The organism is Corynebacterium sp. HMSC074E01 (assembly GCF_001808885.1).
In the GTDB taxonomy this organism is placed as follows: domain Bacteria; phylum Actinomycetota; class Actinomycetes; order Mycobacteriales; family Mycobacteriaceae; genus Corynebacterium.
In genome coordinates this window covers 126,599-144,180 of sequence record NZ_KV794853.1, presented here as the reverse complement: position 1 = coordinate 144,180, position 17,582 = coordinate 126,599, and the positions used below count along the sequence as shown (strand labels likewise).

The following is a 17,582-nucleotide window of genomic DNA, read 5'->3' as shown; positions in this document are numbered from 1 at the left end:
GTCCGAGGCGACAACGCGGGCGAGAATCAACATATAGGTCAACAGAAATCCACGCGCTGCACTTAAGTCGGACAAAGAAAAAACCATCGCACAAGAAGAAAGTTTCGTGCGCTGGTTTTAGGCTGATTAGTTCCGCTTCTCTTAGATCTGCTTCGGCGGAACGGAGCGCTGCTCCTTGCCGTTGTAGGCAGACAGCGGGCGGATCAGGGAGTTGTTCTCGTTCTGCTCAACGATGTGTGCGGTCCAGCCGGTGATGCGGGCCATCACGAAGATCGGGGTGAAGAACTCAATGTCGAAACCAAGGATGTGGTACGCGGGGCCAGCCGGGAAGTCCAGGTTCGGCTGAATCTTGATGGAGGTGTTCTCGTACATGGTCTTCGCCATGTTCTCGTACATCTCCACCCACTGCTCCTGGCCGTGGTCCTTGGCCAGCTCGCGGAAGGCAGCCTCCATGGTCGGAACACGGGAGTCACCGTTCTTGTACACGCGGTGACCGAAGCCCATGACGAGCTCCTTGTTCTTGAGCTTGTTGAGCGTCCACTCCTCCGCCTTGGCCGGGTCACCGACCTCCAGGAAATTCTTCATCACGGCCTCGTTAGCACCACCGTGCAGCGGGCCCTTCAGCGCGCCGATGGCGGCGGTGACGGCGGAGTAGGTATCCGACATCGTGGAGGTCACCACGCGGGCAGCGAAGGTAGAGGCGTTGAAGGAGTGCTCAGCGTAGAGGATGAGGGACTTATCAAAGGCCTCAATATCGGAGCGCGACAGGGCCGGCGAGCCTTCCTTTTCACCGAAGACCATCCACAGGAAGTTCTCCGCAAAGCCCTTCTTGCGGGAAGGCTCGAGGTAGCCCTCGCCGCGGCGACGGCGGATGTCAAGGGCAACGATGGTCGGCAGCTTCGCCATGAGCTCCAGCGCGGTGCGGCGGATGTGCTCGGAGTCCTTGGTGTACTCCTCCGGGTCCTGAGAACCAATGAAGGAGACTGCGGTGCGCAGCACGTCCATCGGGTGGCAGGACTTCGGCATGGAGGTGATCAGGTCAATGAGGTGGCGGTCTAGGTGGCGCAGCGCCTTCTCACGAGCGGAGAAACGAACCAGCTCATCCTGGGTGGGCAGCTCGCCGTTCCACAGCAGGTAGGCAACCTCTTCGAAGGAGCAGTAGCGAGCCAGCTCCTGGACCGGGTAACCGCGGTAGGTCAGGGAGTTGGTCTCCGGGACAACCTTGGACACGGCGGTTTCGTCGACGACAACGCCGTACAGGCCCTTGCGGATCTCTGGGGTTTCAGACATGGTGTTTCTCCTTAAGTGGGGGTTGGTGTGAGTTCTGGAAGGTGGGGTTTAGCCAAAGGTGGGCTTGTAGCTGTCCTTGGAGTAGGTGAAGACGCTCTGGTCGAAGGCGTTGTACTCGTCGTAGCGCACCAGCTCATACAGGCGGGAGCGGTGCTGCATGCGGTCGAGCCACTCCTGGGATTGCAGGCCGGTTTCCTGCATGTCGCGAAGGAATTCTTCGGTAGCGCCCATAGCTACGCGCAGGGTGGATACCGGCCAGATGACTGCGTTATAGCCCAGCTCCTCGATGCGCTTGGCGGACAGCAGCTCGGTCTTGCCGAACTCCGTCATGTTGGCCAGCAGCGGGGTATCCACGGCGGCGCGGAACTTTTCGAAGTCTTCCGGCGAGTACAGGGCCTCGGTGAAGATGAGGTCCGCACCGGCGTCGGCGTAGGCCTTGGCGCGCTCGATGGCTTCATCGATGCCGTGGATGCCAGCGGCATCCGTGCGGGCACAGATGATGAAGTTCTCATCGCGGCGCTCGTTGACGGCAGCGGTGATGCGGCGAACCATGAGATCCGTCGGCACCACTTCCTTGCCATCGAGGTGTCCGCAGCGCTTCGGGTTGACCTGGTCCTCCAGGTGGCAGCCGGCCAGGCCGGCGTCCTCCAGCGCGGCGACGGTGCGGGCGGCGGACATCGGTTCGCCGAAGCCTGTGTCGGCGTCGACAAGCACAGGCAGGTCCGTGGCGCGGGCGATGTGCCCGGCGCGCTGCGCCACCTCGGTGAGGGTGGTGAGACCAATGTCCGGCAGACCCAGATCATTAGCCAGCACCGCGCCGGAGACGTAGACGCCGCCGAAGCCGCCGATGTCCTGGATAAGCCGCGCGGTCAACGGGTTGAAGGCGCCCGGCAGCGTGGTGATTTCCGGTGCGTTCAGCGCCTCGCGGAAGCTCTTGCGCTTGTCTGCATTGCTGATAGTGGAGCCAAATAGGCCAGCCATTTAGAACAGTCCCTTCGGGGTCTCGGGTGCGGTGGCGATGGCCTCGTCGGTGAGGCGAACGTTGAGCTCGTTCAGGTCAGTGAGGTTCTCCAGGTTCTGAGCAGCGGCGAGGAAGCGCTCCTGCTCCTCCTCCGAAACCTTGCCGGCGGCGAGCTTCTTGAACTTGTTGATGTACTCCTCGCGGCCGAAGGGGCGGGCGCCGAGCGGGTGGGCGTCGGCCACCGCGCGCTCATCCTCAATCACGGTGCCGTCCTTGAAGGTGATGACTGCCTTGCCGCCGAAGGCCTTCTCCTCCAGGTCGTTGGAGTGGTAGCGGCGGGTCCATTCCGGGTCCTCGACGGTGGAAATCTTGTGCCACAGGTCGATGGTGTCCTGGCGGTGCTTGCGCTCGTCGGAGTAGGAGGTCTCGTAATCCCACTCGCCGTCCTGCAGGGCCACGGCGAAGATGTACATGATGGAGTGGTCCAAGGTCTCGCGGGAGGCGTTCGGATCCATCTTCTGCGGGTCGTTGGCGCCGGTGCCGATGACGTAGTGGGTGTGGTGCGAAGTGTGCAGGACGATGGACTCGATGTCCTCGGTCTTCAGGCCCTTCTCTGCCAGGGTCTTCTTGAGAGCGAAGGCCATGTCGATCGGGGCCTGTGCCTGGTATTCCGCGGAGTGCTCCTTGGTGTAGGTGTCCAGGATGGCTCGCTTGGGCTCCCCGTCCCCCGGCAGGGGGACGGTGTAGGTGCGCTCCGGAGAGTGGAGCATCCAGGCGATGAAGCCGTCCTCGCCTTCCCAAATCGGGGCCGGGGCACCCTCGCCGCGCATGGAGCGGTCCACTGCCTCGATGCCCATCTTCCCGGCAAAGGCCGGGGCATAAGCCTTCCAGGAGGAAATGAGGCCCTTGCGGGACTGGCGGGTAGCGGTGGTGGTGTGCAGCGCCTGGCCGATGGCCTGGTAGATGGTGTCGACGTCGAGGCCGAGCATGGTGCCGATGCCCGCGGCGACGGAGGGGCCGAGGTGCGCCACGTGGTCGATCTTCCACTCGTGAAGGCAAATGCCCTTGACCAGGTTGACCTGGATTTCGTAGCCGGTGGCGATACCGCGGATGAGCTCCTTGCCGGTCAGCCCCTTGTGCTGTGCCACGGCCAGGATTGGCGGGATGTTATCGCCCGGGTGGGAGTATTCGGCGGCGAGGAAGGTGTCGTGGTAGTCCAGCTCGCGCACGGCAGTGCCATTGGCCAGGGCTGCCCACTCGGCGGAGTAGGTGCCGTCAACGCCGAAGATGGTGGCGCCGCCTTCTTGAGCCGGGTGGGCCTGCGCGATAACGCGGGCGGAGGTCACTGGGCGGCGGGTGGCTGAGGCCACGGCCACGGAGGCGTTATCGATGATGCGGTTGATGATCATCTCGGTGGTCTCGGCCGGGACCTCGACGGGATCCGCTGCAACCTTGGCAATCTTGTAGGCCAGGTGCTCTTCGATAGGAAAGTCCTCGGCGGACTTGTGGATACGTACTTCGTGGTTAATCAACGGGATTCCCTCCTAGACAAGAACAACGATTGCGATAGAGCTCACACTAACCACGCCCCGTGCGCCCTGCCACATGTGTAAACTGTGACTATCTGTTGCAGGGATTTGCGTTCCTTGCGAAACTTGTGGAATTCCCAGGCAGGGAGGCTTTTTAGGAGGAGTCAGACGGTGAGCAAACACTACGCGGGGGCGAGAATCCACGCACTACGCAAGGAACGCAAACTCACGCAAGCCGCCATGGCGAAGCAGCTAGGGCTATCCACCAGCTACCTCAACCAGCTGGAAAATGACCAGCGCCCCCTCACCGTCACCGTCCTCATGCAGCTGACCCAACGCTTCGGCGTTGATGCCACCTATTTCGCCGGGGACCGTGACCTGCGTGCCCTCGCCGAGCTGCGCCAGCTCTTCCCCGAAGCATCTGAGGCAACTCTTACCGATCTCAGCGGGCGCTTCCCCGAACTTGTGCCCCGGCTTGTCGACGCCGCCGCGCACACCCCCGCGGAACCCGGCCCCTTCGAGGCGGTCCGTGATTTCTTCTATGACGCGCACAACTACGTCCACAGTCTCGACATCGCCGCCGAGGAGCTTTCCGATTCGCTCGGGGACCGAGTCCTGCGCCGCGGGCGCTTGGCCTCCGTCTTACAGGAAGAGTTCGGTGTTACGACGCGCTTTTCCTCCTCGTCCCCGCGGCGCCGCGCCTTCCACAACCGGGAGCTGCACCTGCGCGCGGGACTTACGGAATCCCAGCTCGTCTTCGAAATGGCGCTCCAGTACTGCCTGCTGGCATACCCAGAGCATTGCGCGGAACTCGTCGCCGAATTACCGGGCGAGGAAGCACAGACTATTGGCACGCTGGGCCTCGCGCAGTATTTTGCCGCCGCCGTGACCATGCCTTATACCCAGTTCCTCGCCACCGCGGAGGAAACGCGCTATGACATCGATGTCATCGCGACGGCCTTTGGCACTGGTTTCGAAACCACCGCGCAGCGCTTGTCGACGTTACAGCGACCCGGCCACCAAGGTGTTCCCTTCTCCTTCATCCGCACCGACCGCGCGGGCAATATTTCCAAGCGCCAGTCCTCCACCGCTTTCCACTTCGCCCGCAGCGGTGGCTCCTGCCCGTTGTGGGTGGTGCACCGCGCTTTTGAAACGCCCAACCGCATCACGCGCCAAGTGGCCTCCATGCCCGATGACCACACCTACCTGTGGATTGCGCGCTTCGTCCAAGGCCAGGCCCAGGCCTGGGGCACGCCGCGCAAAGAATTCGTGGTGGGTTTAGGCTGCGATATCGCACAGGCGGATCGCGTGGTCTACGCGGATGCACTCAACCTCTCCCCTTCCGAGGCAACCCCCATCGGCCCCGGCTGCGCTGCTTGCCCGCGCCCGGCGTGCCCACAGCGCGCCTTCCCGCAGGCGGGCCGGCCCGTCAGCCTCGACCTCAATGCAACGCCGGTTTCGGCCTATGCCACCTCGTAGTTCTCTCATTTTCGCCTACGCAGGAGGTTCTCTCCCATGTCCGGCCCGGCACTGTTAGAGCAGCTCACCAGCGAATACGGTAAGCAGTTCACCATGGAAGAAGCCCAGCATGCGGTGAGCACACTGGGCTTATAAGGACGAGCCGAAACTAAATCGGAGTTAGAGCCTACTTACTCAAGGTCGTCGTGAGCAACGAGGCGGCGGGCTGCCTCCGTGATGGTGCCCGACAGGGACGGGTAGACCGCCAGGGAATCCGCGAGCTGGTTCACGGTGAGCTGGTTGGTCACGGCCACGGCGATGGGCAGAATGAGTTCGGAGGCAGTCGGCGCGACGATTACGCCGCCAATGACGCGGCCGGAGGTAGCGCGGCAGAAGAGCTTCACAAAGCCGTGCTGCAGGGAGCGCATCTTGGCGCGCGGGTTGGTGTTCAGCGGCATCATGATGGTGCGGGCGGCAACCTCACCGGCCTCAATCTCCGCCTGCGTAAAGCCCACGGCAGCGATCTCCGGGCGGGTAAACACGGCGGTTGCCACGGTCTTCAGACGCAGCGGGGACACGCCCTCACCCAGGGAGTGGTACATGGCGATACGGCCCTGCATCGCAGCAACGGAAGCCAGCGGGAACAGATCGGAGCAGTCACCGGCGGCATAGATGCCAGCGACATTGGTGCGGGAAACGCGGTCAACCTCGATGTGGCCAGATGGCGTGGTGGCCACACCAACGTGCTCAAGGCCCAGGTTCTTGGTATTCGGAATGGAACCGATGGACATGATGACATGGGAACCGTGGATCTCGCGGCCATCCTGGGTCTTGACCACCACGTTGCCGTCCTCAGTGCGGGAGACCGTCTCCACGCGGCAGTTCTTCTCCAGCTCCACGCCACGCTCAGCCAGGACGGTCTCGAGGACGTCGGCAGCATCGGCGTCGTCATGCGGCAGAATGCGGTCGCGGGACGCCACCATGGTCACGCGCACGCCCATCTCCGCGAAGGCGGACACGAACTCCGCACCGGTCACACCGGAGCCCACCACGATGAGGTGCTCCGGCTCCTCCTTGAGGTCATAAACCTGCTGCCAGGTGAGGATGCGCTCGCCGTCCGGCTGCGCGCCCGGCAGAATGCGCGGGGTAGCGCCGGTGGCAACGAGGACGAGGTCCGCGTCGAGGGTTTCGGTGGTGCCATCCTTGTGGGTGACATCAACCTTGTGTGCTGCACCCTTCACGCCATGCTGATCCTCAGAAAAGGCGGCACGCCCATCAATGACCTTGACGCCAATCTTCTCTAGGCCCGCACGGACGTCGCGGGACTGGTTAGCAGCCAGCGCCTGCACACGGCCGTTGAGGGCCTCCAGGCTCAGCTGCAAGGAGCTGAGCTGGTGGTTCAGGCCCATGTCATCCGCACGGCGGAAATCGGTGCGAATGTTCGCACCAGCGATGAAGGACTTCGAGGGCACGCAGTCCAAGAGAACGGAGGAGCCACCGGGGCCCTGTTCCTCAACCAACGTAATGTGCGCGCCGTACTTGGCGCCGGCGGTCGCAGCCTCGTAGCCTGCGGGGCCACCGCCGATGATTACGATGCGGGGGGCTTCCTGTGACACTGTCGCTCCTTTTTAAAATTCTGCCTATAAGAACTCTGGGGAAATCCTTGTCACAGTGTAATGCTTAGGCGCTTAATCCTCCACGTTGGCAAACTGTTCTGCTACGGAGCCAAAGAGTTTGACGCCCACGCCGATAGCCCGCTCATCAGGTGCCAAATCTCCCATGTGGAGATCGTGCTGTTCGCCTTCACCGGACCAGCAGCCAAGGCGAGCCATGGAGCCGGGGACCTTCTCCAGGTACCACGAGAAATCTTCGCCGCCCGAGGACTGCGGTGCCTGAACCACGGCTTGCGGGTCGATGGCCTGGGCAGCGCTGGCGAGGAGGGCGGTGGAGACGTCGTCGTTAAGCACGGGCGGAACCCCGCGGTGGTAGACCAGCTCATGTTCCACACCCAGGGGCGCTAGCACCTGTTCCACCAACTCGGAGAAGAGCGTTTGCATATCCCGCCAGATTCCGATGTCTGCCGTGCGCATGGTGCCGGATACAGAACCGGTCTCCGGAATCGCGTTCGGGGCATAGCCGGAATTCACCTGGCCAAAGACCAAGACGGTGCCGGTGCGCGGATCGACGCGGCGTGAGAGCAAACCTGGCAGGTCCGTCAGCAGCTTGCCCAGCGCATAGACGACGTCCGCAGACAAGTGCGGGCGCGAGGTATGCCCGCCCGGGCCGGAGACGTTGATTTCCACGACATCGGTGGCCGAGGTGATCGCTCCAGCGCGAACGCCGATGCGCCCGACGCGCAGCTTCGGTTCAACGTGGACGGCGAAGATGGAGTTCACGCCTTCGAGCGCACCCCATTCAATGACGTCGGTGGCGCCGCCCACCCACACCTCTTCAGCGGGCTGGAAGATGACACGAACACCGAAATCTAGCGGATGCTCGCGATTAAGGTCCGCCAAGGCGCAGGCCGTGGCCAGCGCAATGGTGGTGTGCATGTCATGCCCGCAGGCATGCATGACGCCTGGGACCTCAGAGGTGTACTCGAGGCCGGTGACCTCGGTGACGGGAAGCGCGTCAATATCGGCACGGAAGGCCAAGCGCCCAAGTTCGGTATCGGGACCAATGTCCACCATGAGGCCGGTTTCGGGAAAAAGATGCGGCTCCAAGCCGTACTCGCGCAGGGTGCGGGACAGGAAGCGGGTGGTTTCCACCTCGTTATTGGAGGTCTCCGGGTGGCGGTGAATATGGCGGCGCCACGCGATGACCTCCGCGCGGTGGTTGCTGAACCACTCACTGACGTAGTCCGAGATCACTGCTTCCTCCTCCGTGGTTTTCTCTTGGGAAGAGTCTACAACTAGACCATGCGGTTCAGTTAGCCGGGCAGGTCACACGCTAGATATACTGAGCGGTCTGCCTGCCCGACGGTTTCGCTACAGGTCGATATTGCGGGGACCGTAGAGGCGATCGCCGGCGTCACCCAGCCCCGGCACGATATAAGCGTCCTCGTTGAGGGCAGGATCAATCGCTGCGGTAACCAAGCGAACCGGCAAGCCCGAATTGGCCAACGCATCAACGCCCGGCTGAGCGGAGACCATGCAGATCGCCGTGATGTCGGTAGCGCCGCGGTCCGCGAGGAGCTTCAGGGAGTGCAGGAGGGAACCACCCGTGGCGAGCATCGGGTCGACTACGAAGACGCTGCGGCCGCTGAGATCCTCCGGCAGGGCCTCCAGATAAGGCACCGGCTCGTGAGTTTCCTCATCGCGCGCCATGCCGATGAAGCCGACCTGGGCATCCGGAATCATGGACAGAGCCGGGTCAATCATGCCCAGACCAGCACGGATGATGGGCACGATAATCGGCGGATTCTGCAGGCGGGTGCCCTCCGCCGTGGCGACGGGAGTAACGCAATCAAAATGCTCGACGGGCAGGTCACGGGCTGCTTCATACACAAGCATGGTGCCCAGATCTCGCAGGGCGGCACGGAAAGCGGTGTTATCGCTGCGGGCATCACGCATCAGCGTGAGCCGGGAGGCGGCGAGGGGGTGGTCTACTACGTGGATATCCATGCCCTTCACTGTATAAGAATCCGGCGGGAACCGATCAGCGGGCGGTGCAGTCTAATAAGGCATGACTAGCTTTGAAACATTCACTATTGACACCGAGTACACCCGCCGGCTGGCACACGAGCTGGCCACCGTCTCCCAAACCTCCACCACTCCCCCTCCCGAGCTACCGACGGACCCCGTTCTAGGCGGCTTCACCGGAGCATTTAACTCCGCCATGGAGAACCTTTCTGCCCGCCTTGCCCAGGTCAGGGCGGATGCTGGTGCCGTGGCGGAGTCCAGCTTCCGCATGGCCCGCGAGGCCGAAGACGCTGACGGTGCTCTTGCTAGCGCCTGTGGGAGTCTGTGATGTTGGAGTCAGCACTCACCCACATCGCCCGGATGCAACCGGCGCAGCTTCCCGATGTCTCCCTGCCCACTGTGCCTGATCTCACTGCTGCCGGACCCTTAGCGGAGATAGCGCACGGAGATCCGCAGGCGCTTTTCGACACTGCACGCCAGGCCACCGAGGACCTTTCCACGGCGCGCTCTGCGTTAGATTCCGCGCGCGGGCTCATCTCGGCGGCCGTCAAGGACCTCATCGGGCTGGGCTTCGAGCTGCTCCAGCGCGGGCTGCCTTTAGCCCTGGGCTTGCTCATCCCCAACCCAGCGGCACAGGCCGCGGCCCGCTCTGCTTTGCAGGCTTTGGCAATGGAGTACGTCGGCAAGACGATGCTGCGCGTAAAGCAACTGGCCGGGGAGCTCCTTCAGTCGGCCGCACCCCTCGTGCCCATTGCTCAACGCGCGGTACGCCCTTCAGTGCGCGGTCCGCAGGAGGAAGGCGGGGCTCGCCACGCGCTCACAGCTTCCTCATCCTCCTCTGGCGGTGAAGGAAGTGCGCAAGGCCAGGCCGCGGTGCAAGCCGCACTCTCCCAGCTGGGAACACCCTATGGCTGGGGCGGCACCGGCAACGGTAGCTTCGATTGCTCGGGGCTGACCCAATGGGCTTGGCGCCAAGCTGGGGTGGAACTGCCGCGCACCGCTGAAAACCAGACTGTGGGCCGCCAGGTGAGCGCGGATGAGCTGCAGCCCGGCGACCTCGTCGTGTGGGATGGGCACGTGGCCATGTACTCCGGTGACGGGCAGATGGTGGAAGCCGGTAGCCCCGTACAAACCAATCCGCTGCGCACCAACAACATGGGGATGGCTTTCAAAGGCTTCTGGAGGCCTACAGGGTAGACTATTTGCCCATGAACACCCGCGCTATTGTCCCCATCAAGCTCTCCCTTTCTGAGGGCGATTTCTATACCCTGTGGGCGCCAAAGTGGCGCCAAAACGGTTCCGAGTGGCAGGCTTTTCTCGGTGATGATGAGTCGGTCCTGCTTTTTAACACCGAAGCCGAGATGCTCTGCTTCCTCGAATCTGGCACGAAGCATGACTTGCTCGATCACCCGAAGTGGGAGGTCTTCAACTCCCAGGCGGCAGACCGCGTCGTGCCAGAAAAGAAGCACGTCTACGACCTCATCGGGATGCCGAAGCACCTGGCCGGCCGTCCCAGCCACGAGAACGTGTCCACCGTCGCACGCTGCCTCGAGATTGCGCAGGCGCTGGCAGAGGTCAGCGCCGCAGAGCACACCGTCATCTTCTTCGCATCGCATTCCATCCTGCGCAACCCAGCCCGCGGAGCCGATCACTACGCCGGTGAACAGGGCATGAGCGAGTGGTCCGGCGTGGGCCGCGTTATCCACAGCAACTGGCGCTCGGTCATCGAAGACCTCGACAAGGTGGTCAAGGTCGTTCCTTCCTCTGACTTCACCCAGGATGCAACCACGAACGCCGCCACCCGCATCTCCGCCGCCAGCGAAGCAGCGGAGGAAGCACGCAAGAAGGCCGAGGAAGAGCGCAAGGCCGCCGCGGAATCCGCCGATCCTTATGACAGCTCCCCCTGGGCCGCCGCGGGCATCGACCCGGTAAAGATCACCGCTGATCAAAGGACGGTCTACACTCTGCGCACCTACCTCGACGGCAAGCCGGTTTTCTTGGGTAAGTGGGGCGAAATCTTCACCTTCCCCAGCTCCAAGGTGCTGGTGCGCTGGATCATGGAAAACGATGACCACGACCTAGCAAAGGTTTCCACCTGGGAGGAGGTCGTTGCCGCAGCGAACGCCGGTGAGCTCGAAGTCACCGTCCACCCGGATAACCAGTACAGCTTCTACGGCATCGTCCGCGATATTGAAAAGGGCCCCGAGTCCGTTGATACGGACCAAATGAGCCGCTGCTACGAGGTCTGCGCGGACGCCGCCGACTGGGCTGGGGATGACTCCATCAACTCCTACATGCTGCAGAACCCGCGCTTCCAGGACTACCTGGGCTACATGCTTGGCTCCACCGAGCACGCGGGTTACGTGCCCTCCAAGCCCTACACCGAGCACGCGGAGTCCTGGAAGGGCCTGGAGGAAATGCTGACGAAACGCTTCTCCCGCTTCTAGTTTCTATTCGGAAGACTCACTGACTTCTTCCGCCTCGGAGTCGCTCACACCGGAAGCGTCTTCCGCAAATTCCGGATCCGCCAGTTCCTCATAGGCGGGCAGGATCTCCTGCTCAATGAGGCGCTGGCGGTCTTCTTCGCTAGCAAAGGAATTCTCAATGGCCTTGATGGTGAGGTCGAAGAACTCCTCGAGGCCATAGCCAAAGGTCTCGCTCAGAGCGAGGAACACATCGCTGAGCTTCTCGCCCGCCACCGTGCAGGTAAAGCCGAGCTGCTGCAACAGCGGCAGAGGGTGATCAGCCAGCTCCTCTGCGGGCATTTCCTCCAGCGGCGCAAAGGTCAGCGCGATGTGGCGATCCCGCACCCACGCCGAGGCTTTACCTGGGCGAACGCCTTCGAGATCCGCGCTGAAATCGTCGACGAGATCAGTGGCATGAACAAGGCGCGTCGCACCCGCCTGCACAGCCGCCACGGCGTCCTCATAAGAGGCAACGTCCCTCTCCCACGGGATGAAGTCTGCGCGGAGCTTCTCAGCCGCAGATAGCTCAGTCAGCGCAGCACCGGCAACGCCTTCGCCGGCATCCCAGCTATTGGCATCGCCCTCAACGATGAGGCGGGCATCGATTCCGGGAACGTCGAGTCCTTCCTGCGCCGCAGCGAGTGCCTCAGCGGCGCCGAAGGAGAAAGCACTGGGGCACAGGCGGAGCTCGGCGTAAACCACGTGGTCGTCGACAAGCGCCTGCACAACAGCCTGCGTGGCCGCGCGCAGCTCCTCCGGGGTGGAAGCATCCGTGGGCAACGGTGCGAAGAGCGTCACCTTGGGCAGACCGGCGAAAATCTCGGCGCCGGAGTCTTTGTTCTCTGGGCTAATTAGTGGTGCGTCATGCATGAGGATCATCCTAGGACGAGGTCTAGGATTAAGCACGCTATGAAACATGTCCCCGCGCTCCTCACCGCCATCGCCCTGGCCGCAACGCCGCCCGCGTTCGCAGAAGAGGAAGAGTCCTCATCGCCCACGCGCACCACCGCGCCGGATACCGACGCCTGCCCGCATTCTCTCGTTCCCGAGGAACCGACGACCACCTCAGAAAGGTTGGCGCCCGGCCAGGAAGCGCCCACTCCCCTGCCCGCGGTTGAGGGCGCTGCGTGTGGCGTGACGGCCCCGCGCGGCTTTCGGCTGAACAAGGACGTTGTAGCTTCGGCATGGATGGTCAGTGACCTGGACACCGGCGAAATCATCGCCATGAAGGATCCCAACGGGCGCTATCGCCCGGCCTCCATCATCAAGGCGCTGCTGGCGCTCGTGGTTATCGAGGAGCTTCCCCTCGACCAGCGCATCACCGCCACGCTTGACGACGCCTCCGTCGAAGGCTCCGCCGTCGGCCTCGGCCCCGATGGGGTCTACACCGTGGAGCAGCTTCTGCAGGGTTTGCTCATGGCTTCCGGCAACGATGCCGCGCACGCCCTCGCGCAGGCCGTTGGCGGGGATGAGGAGGCGCTAAAGAAGGTCAACGCGAAGGCACAGGAGATTGGCACGCGCTCGACGGTGGCGGCCAGTTACTCCGGGCTGGACGCGGCGGGTATGTCGACGTCCGCGGCGGATATCTCGCTGATCTACCGCGCGGCTTTTGCCAACGACACCTTCGCGCGCATCGTCGATACTGAGCACGTGGAGTTTCCCGGCTGGGGTGACATGCCCGGTTATGAGCTGTGGAATGACAATGGGCTCTTCCTCAACGACCCGGATGGCATCGGCGGAAAGACCGGCTATACCGAGGACGCGCACCACACCTTCGTCGGCGCAATTAATCGCGACGGGCGCCGCCTGCAGGCGGTCCTCCTCGATACAACCGTCGAGCATGGTTTCCGCGCCTGGGAGCAGGCGCAGATGCTTCTCGACGAAGCCTCCGACGTCCGCCCCGGCGATGGCGTAGGGCTTTTGGATGATTTCGCGGCTGGGAAAGAAGAGCCCTCGGAACCTGCACTTACCAGCCCGGTTCCTACCACGCCTTCTGCGCCCGCCGCCTCGGAGGCGACTGCGGGGTCTTCGTCCTTTGGGGACTCGCAGGGCTGGATCGGCTGGCTGGTGGCAGGCCTCGTCGCCCTCCTTGTCGTAGTGGTCGCTACTTTTTCACTACTTCGGCGTTAGCCATGATGTCGTGCTGGCCGCGGAGCGCATTCTTTGGGCTAATCGTGGTCACCACGTAGAGCGCACCGAAGAAGGCGACCAGCGGGCCGATGAGCGGCACGAGGGAGGCCACGCGCCACCAATTGCGCTTAAAGCTCTGTTGCCAGGTGAGCTTGTTGTGAGTGCTGACATCGCGCACGGTGTAGCCCGCAATCATCTTTGCAGGCGTTGCTCCCACGAGGACCTCGAAGCAGAGGTAGTAGGCCACCGTGATGATGCCGGTGATGCTGGTGAGCCAGACCTCATTGACGCTGGAGTTATACACCCCGATGCTAACGAAGAGGGACGCACCGATCGCCGCAATGACGTAGTCGATGACGGCCAAGAGCACGCGGGTGCCGGGAGTTGCGCGCGGGGCGTCCTGAACGGGCGCATCAGGCGCGGGAGCATGGTGGTTCGCGCCCCAGCGGCCGGTCGTGGCGTAATCATCCAGCTGCGCCCACGTGAGCCGAGCACCTGATTCCAGCATTTGGTCATAGCTTGCGCGGGAGGAAGGCTCACAAAGAATGCGGGCGGCAACTGCGAGTTCCTCGCGCTCTGGGTTGTCGGAGAGGTAGCCGAGGCCTTCGAGGCGGGCGTCGGCAGCCGCCAGTTGCACGCCCAGCTCGCGTGAGGTCGCGCGCGAATCCAAGGTGAAGTGCTCGTAGAGGTTCGGAGCAAAAGACGCTGGTAGCATCCCGCCCTACTTTCGGCGCAGCAGGGCCCATGCACCCGCAGCGGCCGCGCCGAGGGCGGCACCGGCGCCCAAGGTCACGCCCGTGTTCGGACCCTGGCGGATCTCGTTGCGGACGCGGATGACTGCCTGATCCGGAACCGGCGGAACCAGAAGCTCGAGGGACTCTTCGGTGGTAGCCGTCCACGCGGAGACATAAAGTACGACGCGCCAGACCAAGTACATGACCACCATGAGGACAATGACGGGGCCGAACACGGCACCGGCCGGGTTGCCCGCCGCGGAGGACATGATGACGGTGGACAGCTGCTTGATGGCCTCGAAGAGCACCGCACCGATGGCCGCGCCCATCAAGCCAGACTTCGTGGGAACCTTCGTGCGAGGCAGGAAGGCTACCATCCACCAGAAGACCAAGAAGTTGGCGATAAGGCCGATCACGATACCGGCGAGAACAAGCACCGTGCCCATCCCGGGGAAGGACTCGATGCCAACCCACTCGAAAATCTTTTGGGTCAGCCCGGAAGAGCCCGCCGCCGTCACGCCGAAGGCGATAACCATGGCTACGAGCAGGCCGATGAGTCCCAGCAAGTCACTGAGCTTTTTGGTCACAAAGTTGCCCGGAGCGTCAGTCGGATCCTGCATCCACATCGCCGAAATGCCGATGCGCAGGTTATTCATCCAGCCCAGCCCGGACCACAGGGTGGTCAGGCCACCGATGCCGTACATTGCGCCGCGCTGCTCAATCGCGGTGTGAAGAAGCTCCGTGATCGAATTCCCCAGATCGCCCGACACGGCGTTGGCGATCTGCTCCTCCAATTGCTGCATGAGGTCGGGGCGGTTCGCCAGCACCGTCGCGGCAGCGGCCACGGTGAGCATGAAGATCGGGAAGAGAGCCAGGACCGAGAAATATGTAATTCCGGCTGCGAACTGGTTGCCGCCTTCACTACCGTAGCGGTCCAGCATCTTCATGATGTGGTCGATGAAGCCGGACTTCTCACGGACTTTATCTACCGCGTCCGGCTCATCGGCATAGGCACGCTCGATGCCGTAATCATCGGTCTTCTTCTCATCAGGTCGTGTCGTTGGCGCCACAGGCCTTCCCCTTAAAAATTGATTACAGAATCCTCTACACAGTCTTCATCATGCTAGCCAACTCAGCCGCGACGCGCGGGGAGAAAGCCCACCGCCTCGTAGACCTTGTCCACGAGCGGGGTGGCAATCTCCGTGGCGTGCTCGGCACCCTGGGCCAAGATGCGCTCGAGCTCGCCGCGGTCTTCCATGAGCTCGTCATAGCGAGCCTTCAGCGGAGTGGTGAAGGCCTCGAGCGCCTCGGCCGTATCGACCTTGAGGTGGCCATAGCCCTGGCCGGCATACTTGTCCACGAGATCCGGGATGCTCTCCCCCGTCAGCGCGGACTGGATGGCCAGTAGGTTGGACACGCCCGGCTGCTTCTCGCGGTCAAAGGCCACCACGCCGAGGTCATCGGTCACCGCGGACTTGATGCGCTTGGCGGAGGTCTTGGGAGCATCGAGCAGGTTTACGATGCCCTTCGGGTTTGCCCCCGACTTCGACATCTTGGACGTCGGCTCCTGCAGGTCATAAATCTTGGCCGAGCCTTCCGGAATGAAGGCCTCCGGTACGCGGAAGACCTCGCCGTACTTGTTGTTGAAACGCTCCGCCAGGTTGCGGGTGAGCTCGAGGTGCTGGCGCTGGTCCTCCCCCACCGGCACGTAGTGCGGGGAATACAAAAGGATATCCGCAGCCATCAAAACGGGGTAGGTAAACAAGCCCACGGACGTGCGGTCCTGGCCCTGCTTGAGGGACTTGTCCTTGAACTGGGTCATACGGGAGGCCTCACCGAAGCCCGTCAGGCACTGCAAAACCCACGTCAGCTCCGCGTGTGCGGGGACGTGGGATTGTACGAAGAGGGTGGATTTCGCCGGGTCAATGCCCAATGCGATAAGCTGCGCGGCGCCCGCCACGGTGCGGTGGCGCAGTTCCTCCGGGTTCTGCTCCACCGTGATGGCGTGCAGGTCCGGGATGAAGTAAAAAGCCTCGTGGGAGTCTTGCAGGTCAATCCACTGCTTGAGCGCTCCGAGGTAGTTACCCAGGTGGTAGGAGTCCGCCGTGGGCTGGATGCCGGAGAGGACTCGAGAAGCGGAGGTCGATGCAGAAGTGGAGTCAGTCATGGTTGACTACTCTACTCTGCCGCCTCCGCTGGGGCGGCGCTGCGTCGGTTAAATCTTGCGGGAGGTCGGGCTAATAACGTCCATCATGACGGCGAAACCGGCCACCATGAACGCGCCGCCAACACCCTGGAGGACGATCGGGCCAAGGAAGGCAAAGGACGGTCCGACGATGGTCCACCACCAGATACCCAGGGCAAGCAGAATAGCGCCGAGGACAAAGTAGATGATTGCGCGGGTCATGAGCATCTCCTGCGAAATAGAAAAGGACGTTAAGACGGGATTATCGTACCACTACTTGGAGTGGGCTACTTGTACTCGACCAGAAGCGGAGAGTGATCAGACCAGCGCTCCTCCACCGTCGGTGCCTTCTCCACCCACGTGCGCTGCGCGCGCTCCAGCATGGCCTTCGTGGCCGCCTGGTAGTCAATGCGCCACCCAGCGTCGTTGTTGAAAGCCTGGCCGCGGTAGGTCCACCAGGTGTAGGGGCCATCCGCCTCTGGGTGCAGGCGCCTGGCGACGTCAAACCACTGCGGATCCGCAGCCGCCTCCCAGGCGGTCTTGGTCTCATAGTCCACCACGCCGAGCCAGTCCCCGAGCCCCTTCTTGTCCTGCGGCTGCTCATCCGGGAAAGAACCGAAGACGCGGTCCATAAAGGCGCGCTCCTCCGGCAGGTGGCCGGACTTCTTCTCATTGGCCTTATTGTTCTTTAGGTCTTGGGCGCGGTGGCAGATGTTCCAGTCACCGCCAATGACGGCCTCCGGGTACGTTGCAGCCATCTCATCCAAAACTTCAGAAAACTCATCCAAGAAGAGGTACTTCTCATCCTGCTTCGGGGAATCGGTATCACCAGACGGCAAATACAGGGAAGCCACCCGCACGCCTTCCACGGTGGCGGCGATGAAGCGGCCGGATTCGGCGAAGGAGCCGAAGCCTACGGAGACGTCGCCAAGCGCGTGCTTCGATAGGATGCCCACGCCCGCGCGGCCCTTGGCGGCGGATTCGGCCTGTACCAGGTTCCATCCGGCCTCCAGGGCCGGAGCCAGAGCCTTCTGGGTCTGCTCGGGGTTGGCGCGCACCTCCTGCATAAGGACGACGTCGGCCGGAGTGGTCTCCAGCCACGCGTTCATGCCCGGGTTGTTCTCGTTGCGCTGTTTGCAGGCCGCGCGGATGCCATTGACGTTGACGGAGGCGATGGTGAAACTCATGC

18 protein-coding genes are annotated in these 17,582 nt (G+C 62.9%); 6 read left to right on the top strand and 12 right to left on the bottom strand.

Features of this window, described 5'->3' with window-relative positions:
- Positions 1-141: 141 nt before the first annotated feature.
- Genes HMPREF2537_RS09200 through prpD form a run of 3 tightly spaced genes read right to left on the bottom strand, consistent with a single transcriptional unit; the run spans position 142 to position 3,783 of the window.
- On the bottom strand, positions 142-1,290 hold the full coding sequence (locus HMPREF2537_RS09200; RefSeq protein WP_070528077.1) for a bifunctional 2-methylcitrate synthase/citrate synthase: 1,149 nt from the start codon (positions 1,288-1,290) through the stop codon (positions 142-144).
- 48 nt (positions 1,291-1,338) lie between these two features.
- Positions 1,339-2,271: a methylisocitrate lyase gene (prpB, locus tag HMPREF2537_RS09195; RefSeq protein WP_070528073.1), complete on the bottom strand. Its 933-nt coding sequence runs from the start codon at positions 2,269-2,271 to the stop codon at positions 1,339-1,341.
- Entirely contained in the window at positions 2,272-3,783 is a 1,512-nt protein-coding gene (prpD, locus tag HMPREF2537_RS09190) for a 2-methylcitrate dehydratase PrpD (protein WP_070528070.1), read from the bottom strand.
- 168 nt (positions 3,784-3,951) lie between these two features.
- On the opposite strand from prpD, the gene HMPREF2537_RS09185 reads away from it, so the two are divergent.
- Together HMPREF2537_RS09185 and HMPREF2537_RS12505 are read left to right on the top strand one after the other, a co-directional pair.
- Complete coding sequence (locus tag HMPREF2537_RS09185; RefSeq protein ID WP_070528067.1) at positions 3,952-5,259, top strand: short-chain fatty acyl-CoA regulator family protein; 1,308 nt, start codon at positions 3,952-3,954, stop codon at positions 5,257-5,259.
- Positions 5,260-5,295: 36 nt separating this feature from the next.
- Complete coding sequence (locus HMPREF2537_RS12505) at positions 5,296-5,394, top strand: Ltp family lipoprotein (RefSeq protein ID WP_246818770.1); 99 nt, start codon at positions 5,296-5,298, stop codon at positions 5,392-5,394.
- A gap of 35 nt (positions 5,395-5,429) precedes the next feature.
- Here the strand turns inward: HMPREF2537_RS12505 and HMPREF2537_RS09180 are convergent, their stop codons facing one another.
- The 3 genes from HMPREF2537_RS09180 to upp form a co-directional block, all read right to left on the bottom strand.
- Positions 5,430-6,854, bottom strand: coding sequence for an NAD(P)H-quinone dehydrogenase (locus HMPREF2537_RS09180; RefSeq protein WP_010189383.1), 1,425 nt, complete (start codon positions 6,852-6,854; stop codon positions 5,430-5,432).
- 72 nt (positions 6,855-6,926) lie between these two features.
- Positions 6,927-8,108 carry a M20 family metallopeptidase gene (locus HMPREF2537_RS09175; RefSeq protein ID WP_010189384.1) on the bottom strand — a complete coding sequence of 394 codons (1,182 nt, stop codon included), beginning with the start codon at positions 8,106-8,108 and terminating at the stop codon, positions 6,927-6,929.
- A 117-nt stretch (positions 8,109-8,225) separates the two neighbouring features.
- Complete coding sequence (gene upp, locus HMPREF2537_RS09170) at positions 8,226-8,861, bottom strand: uracil phosphoribosyltransferase (protein ID WP_010189385.1); 636 nt, start codon at positions 8,859-8,861, stop codon at positions 8,226-8,228.
- Between the two features lie 61 nt (positions 8,862-8,922).
- Here upp and HMPREF2537_RS09165 point away from each other — a divergent pair, with 61 nt between their 5' ends.
- Genes HMPREF2537_RS09165 through HMPREF2537_RS09155 form a run of 3 tightly spaced genes read left to right on the top strand, consistent with a single transcriptional unit; the run spans position 8,923 to position 11,326 of the window.
- Complete coding sequence (locus HMPREF2537_RS09165; RefSeq protein WP_070528063.1) at positions 8,923-9,207, top strand: hypothetical protein; 285 nt, start codon at positions 8,923-8,925, stop codon at positions 9,205-9,207.
- Complete coding sequence (locus HMPREF2537_RS09160) at positions 9,207-10,076, top strand: C40 family peptidase (protein WP_070528060.1); 870 nt, start codon at positions 9,207-9,209, stop codon at positions 10,074-10,076. The genes HMPREF2537_RS09165 and HMPREF2537_RS09160 overlap by 1 nt, the downstream gene beginning before the upstream one ends.
- Positions 10,077-10,087: 11 nt before the next feature.
- Complete coding sequence (locus tag HMPREF2537_RS09155; protein ID WP_070528056.1) at positions 10,088-11,326, top strand: hypothetical protein; 1,239 nt, start codon at positions 10,088-10,090, stop codon at positions 11,324-11,326.
- A 3-nt stretch (positions 11,327-11,329) separates the two neighbouring features.
- Here the strand turns inward: HMPREF2537_RS09155 and HMPREF2537_RS09150 are convergent, their stop codons facing one another.
- Positions 11,330-12,214 carry an amidohydrolase family protein gene (locus HMPREF2537_RS09150; RefSeq protein ID WP_083299003.1) on the bottom strand — a complete coding sequence of 295 codons (885 nt, stop codon included), beginning with the start codon at positions 12,212-12,214 and terminating at the stop codon, positions 11,330-11,332.
- A gap of 39 nt (positions 12,215-12,253) precedes the next feature.
- Here HMPREF2537_RS09150 and HMPREF2537_RS09145 point away from each other — a divergent pair, with 39 nt between their 5' ends.
- Positions 12,254-13,474: a D-alanyl-D-alanine carboxypeptidase family protein gene (locus tag HMPREF2537_RS09145; RefSeq protein ID WP_070528049.1), complete on the top strand. Its 1,221-nt coding sequence runs from the start codon at positions 12,254-12,256 to the stop codon at positions 13,472-13,474.
- On the opposite strand, the gene HMPREF2537_RS09140 is transcribed toward HMPREF2537_RS09145, so the two are convergent.
- From HMPREF2537_RS09140 to HMPREF2537_RS09120, 5 genes are all read right to left on the bottom strand, one after another.
- A complete protein-coding gene (locus HMPREF2537_RS09140) occupies positions 13,449-14,189 on the bottom strand; it encodes an RDD family protein (protein ID WP_070528045.1) in 741 nt (246 codons plus the stop codon). The genes HMPREF2537_RS09145 and HMPREF2537_RS09140 overlap by 26 nt on opposite strands.
- A 6-nt stretch (positions 14,190-14,195) precedes the next feature.
- Entirely contained in the window at positions 14,196-15,278 is a 1,083-nt protein-coding gene (locus tag HMPREF2537_RS09135) for a YhjD/YihY/BrkB family envelope integrity protein (protein WP_070528044.1), read from the bottom strand.
- Positions 15,279-15,340: 62 nt separating this feature from the next.
- Entirely contained in the window at positions 15,341-16,375 is a 1,035-nt protein-coding gene (gene trpS, locus HMPREF2537_RS09130) for a tryptophan--tRNA ligase (RefSeq protein WP_070528041.1), read from the bottom strand.
- A 48-nt stretch (positions 16,376-16,423) separates the two neighbouring features.
- On the bottom strand, positions 16,424-16,615 hold the full coding sequence (locus HMPREF2537_RS09125) for a hypothetical protein (RefSeq protein WP_049157254.1): 192 nt from the start codon (positions 16,613-16,615) through the stop codon (positions 16,424-16,426).
- A 65-nt stretch (positions 16,616-16,680) separates the two neighbouring features.
- Entirely contained in the window at positions 16,681-17,580 is a 900-nt protein-coding gene (locus HMPREF2537_RS09120) for an exodeoxyribonuclease III (protein WP_070528037.1), read from the bottom strand.
- Positions 17,581-17,582 lie beyond the last annotated feature (2 nt).

Excerpts from the sequence above, each read along its gene's own strand:
- HMPREF2537_RS09120 (WP_070528037.1), bottom strand. The coding sequence starts at position 17,580 with ATGAGTTTCACCATCGCCTCCGTCAACGTCAATGGCATCCGCGCGGCC.
- HMPREF2537_RS09145 (WP_070528049.1), top strand. The coding sequence starts at position 12,254 with ATGAAACATGTCCCCGCGCTCCTCACCGCCATCGCCCTGGCCGCAACG.
- HMPREF2537_RS09125 (WP_049157254.1), bottom strand. The coding sequence starts at position 16,615 with ATGACCCGCGCAATCATCTACTTTGTCCTCGGCGCTATTCTGCTTGCC.
- HMPREF2537_RS09150 (WP_083299003.1), bottom strand. The coding sequence starts at position 12,214 with ATGCATGACGCACCACTAATTAGCCCAGAGAACAAAGACTCCGGCGCC.
- HMPREF2537_RS09140 (WP_070528045.1), bottom strand. The coding sequence starts at position 14,189 with ATGCTACCAGCGTCTTTTGCTCCGAACCTCTACGAGCACTTCACCTTG.
- HMPREF2537_RS09160 (WP_070528060.1), top strand. The coding sequence starts at position 9,207 with ATGTTGGAGTCAGCACTCACCCACATCGCCCGGATGCAACCGGCGCAG.
- HMPREF2537_RS09165 (WP_070528063.1), top strand. The coding sequence starts at position 8,923 with ATGACTAGCTTTGAAACATTCACTATTGACACCGAGTACACCCGCCGG.
- prpB (WP_070528073.1), bottom strand. The coding sequence starts at position 2,271 with ATGGCTGGCCTATTTGGCTCCACTATCAGCAATGCAGACAAGCGCAAG.
- HMPREF2537_RS09200 (WP_070528077.1), bottom strand. The coding sequence starts at position 1,290 with ATGTCTGAAACCCCAGAGATCCGCAAGGGCCTGTACGGCGTTGTCGTC.
- upp (WP_010189385.1), bottom strand. The coding sequence starts at position 8,861 with ATGGATATCCACGTAGTAGACCACCCCCTCGCCGCCTCCCGGCTCACG.
- trpS (WP_070528041.1), bottom strand. The coding sequence starts at position 16,375 with ATGACTGACTCCACTTCTGCATCGACCTCCGCTTCTCGAGTCCTCTCC.
- HMPREF2537_RS09155 (WP_070528056.1), top strand. The coding sequence starts at position 10,088 with ATGAACACCCGCGCTATTGTCCCCATCAAGCTCTCCCTTTCTGAGGGC.
- HMPREF2537_RS12505 (WP_246818770.1), top strand. The coding sequence starts at position 5,296 with ATGTCCGGCCCGGCACTGTTAGAGCAGCTCACCAGCGAATACGGTAAG.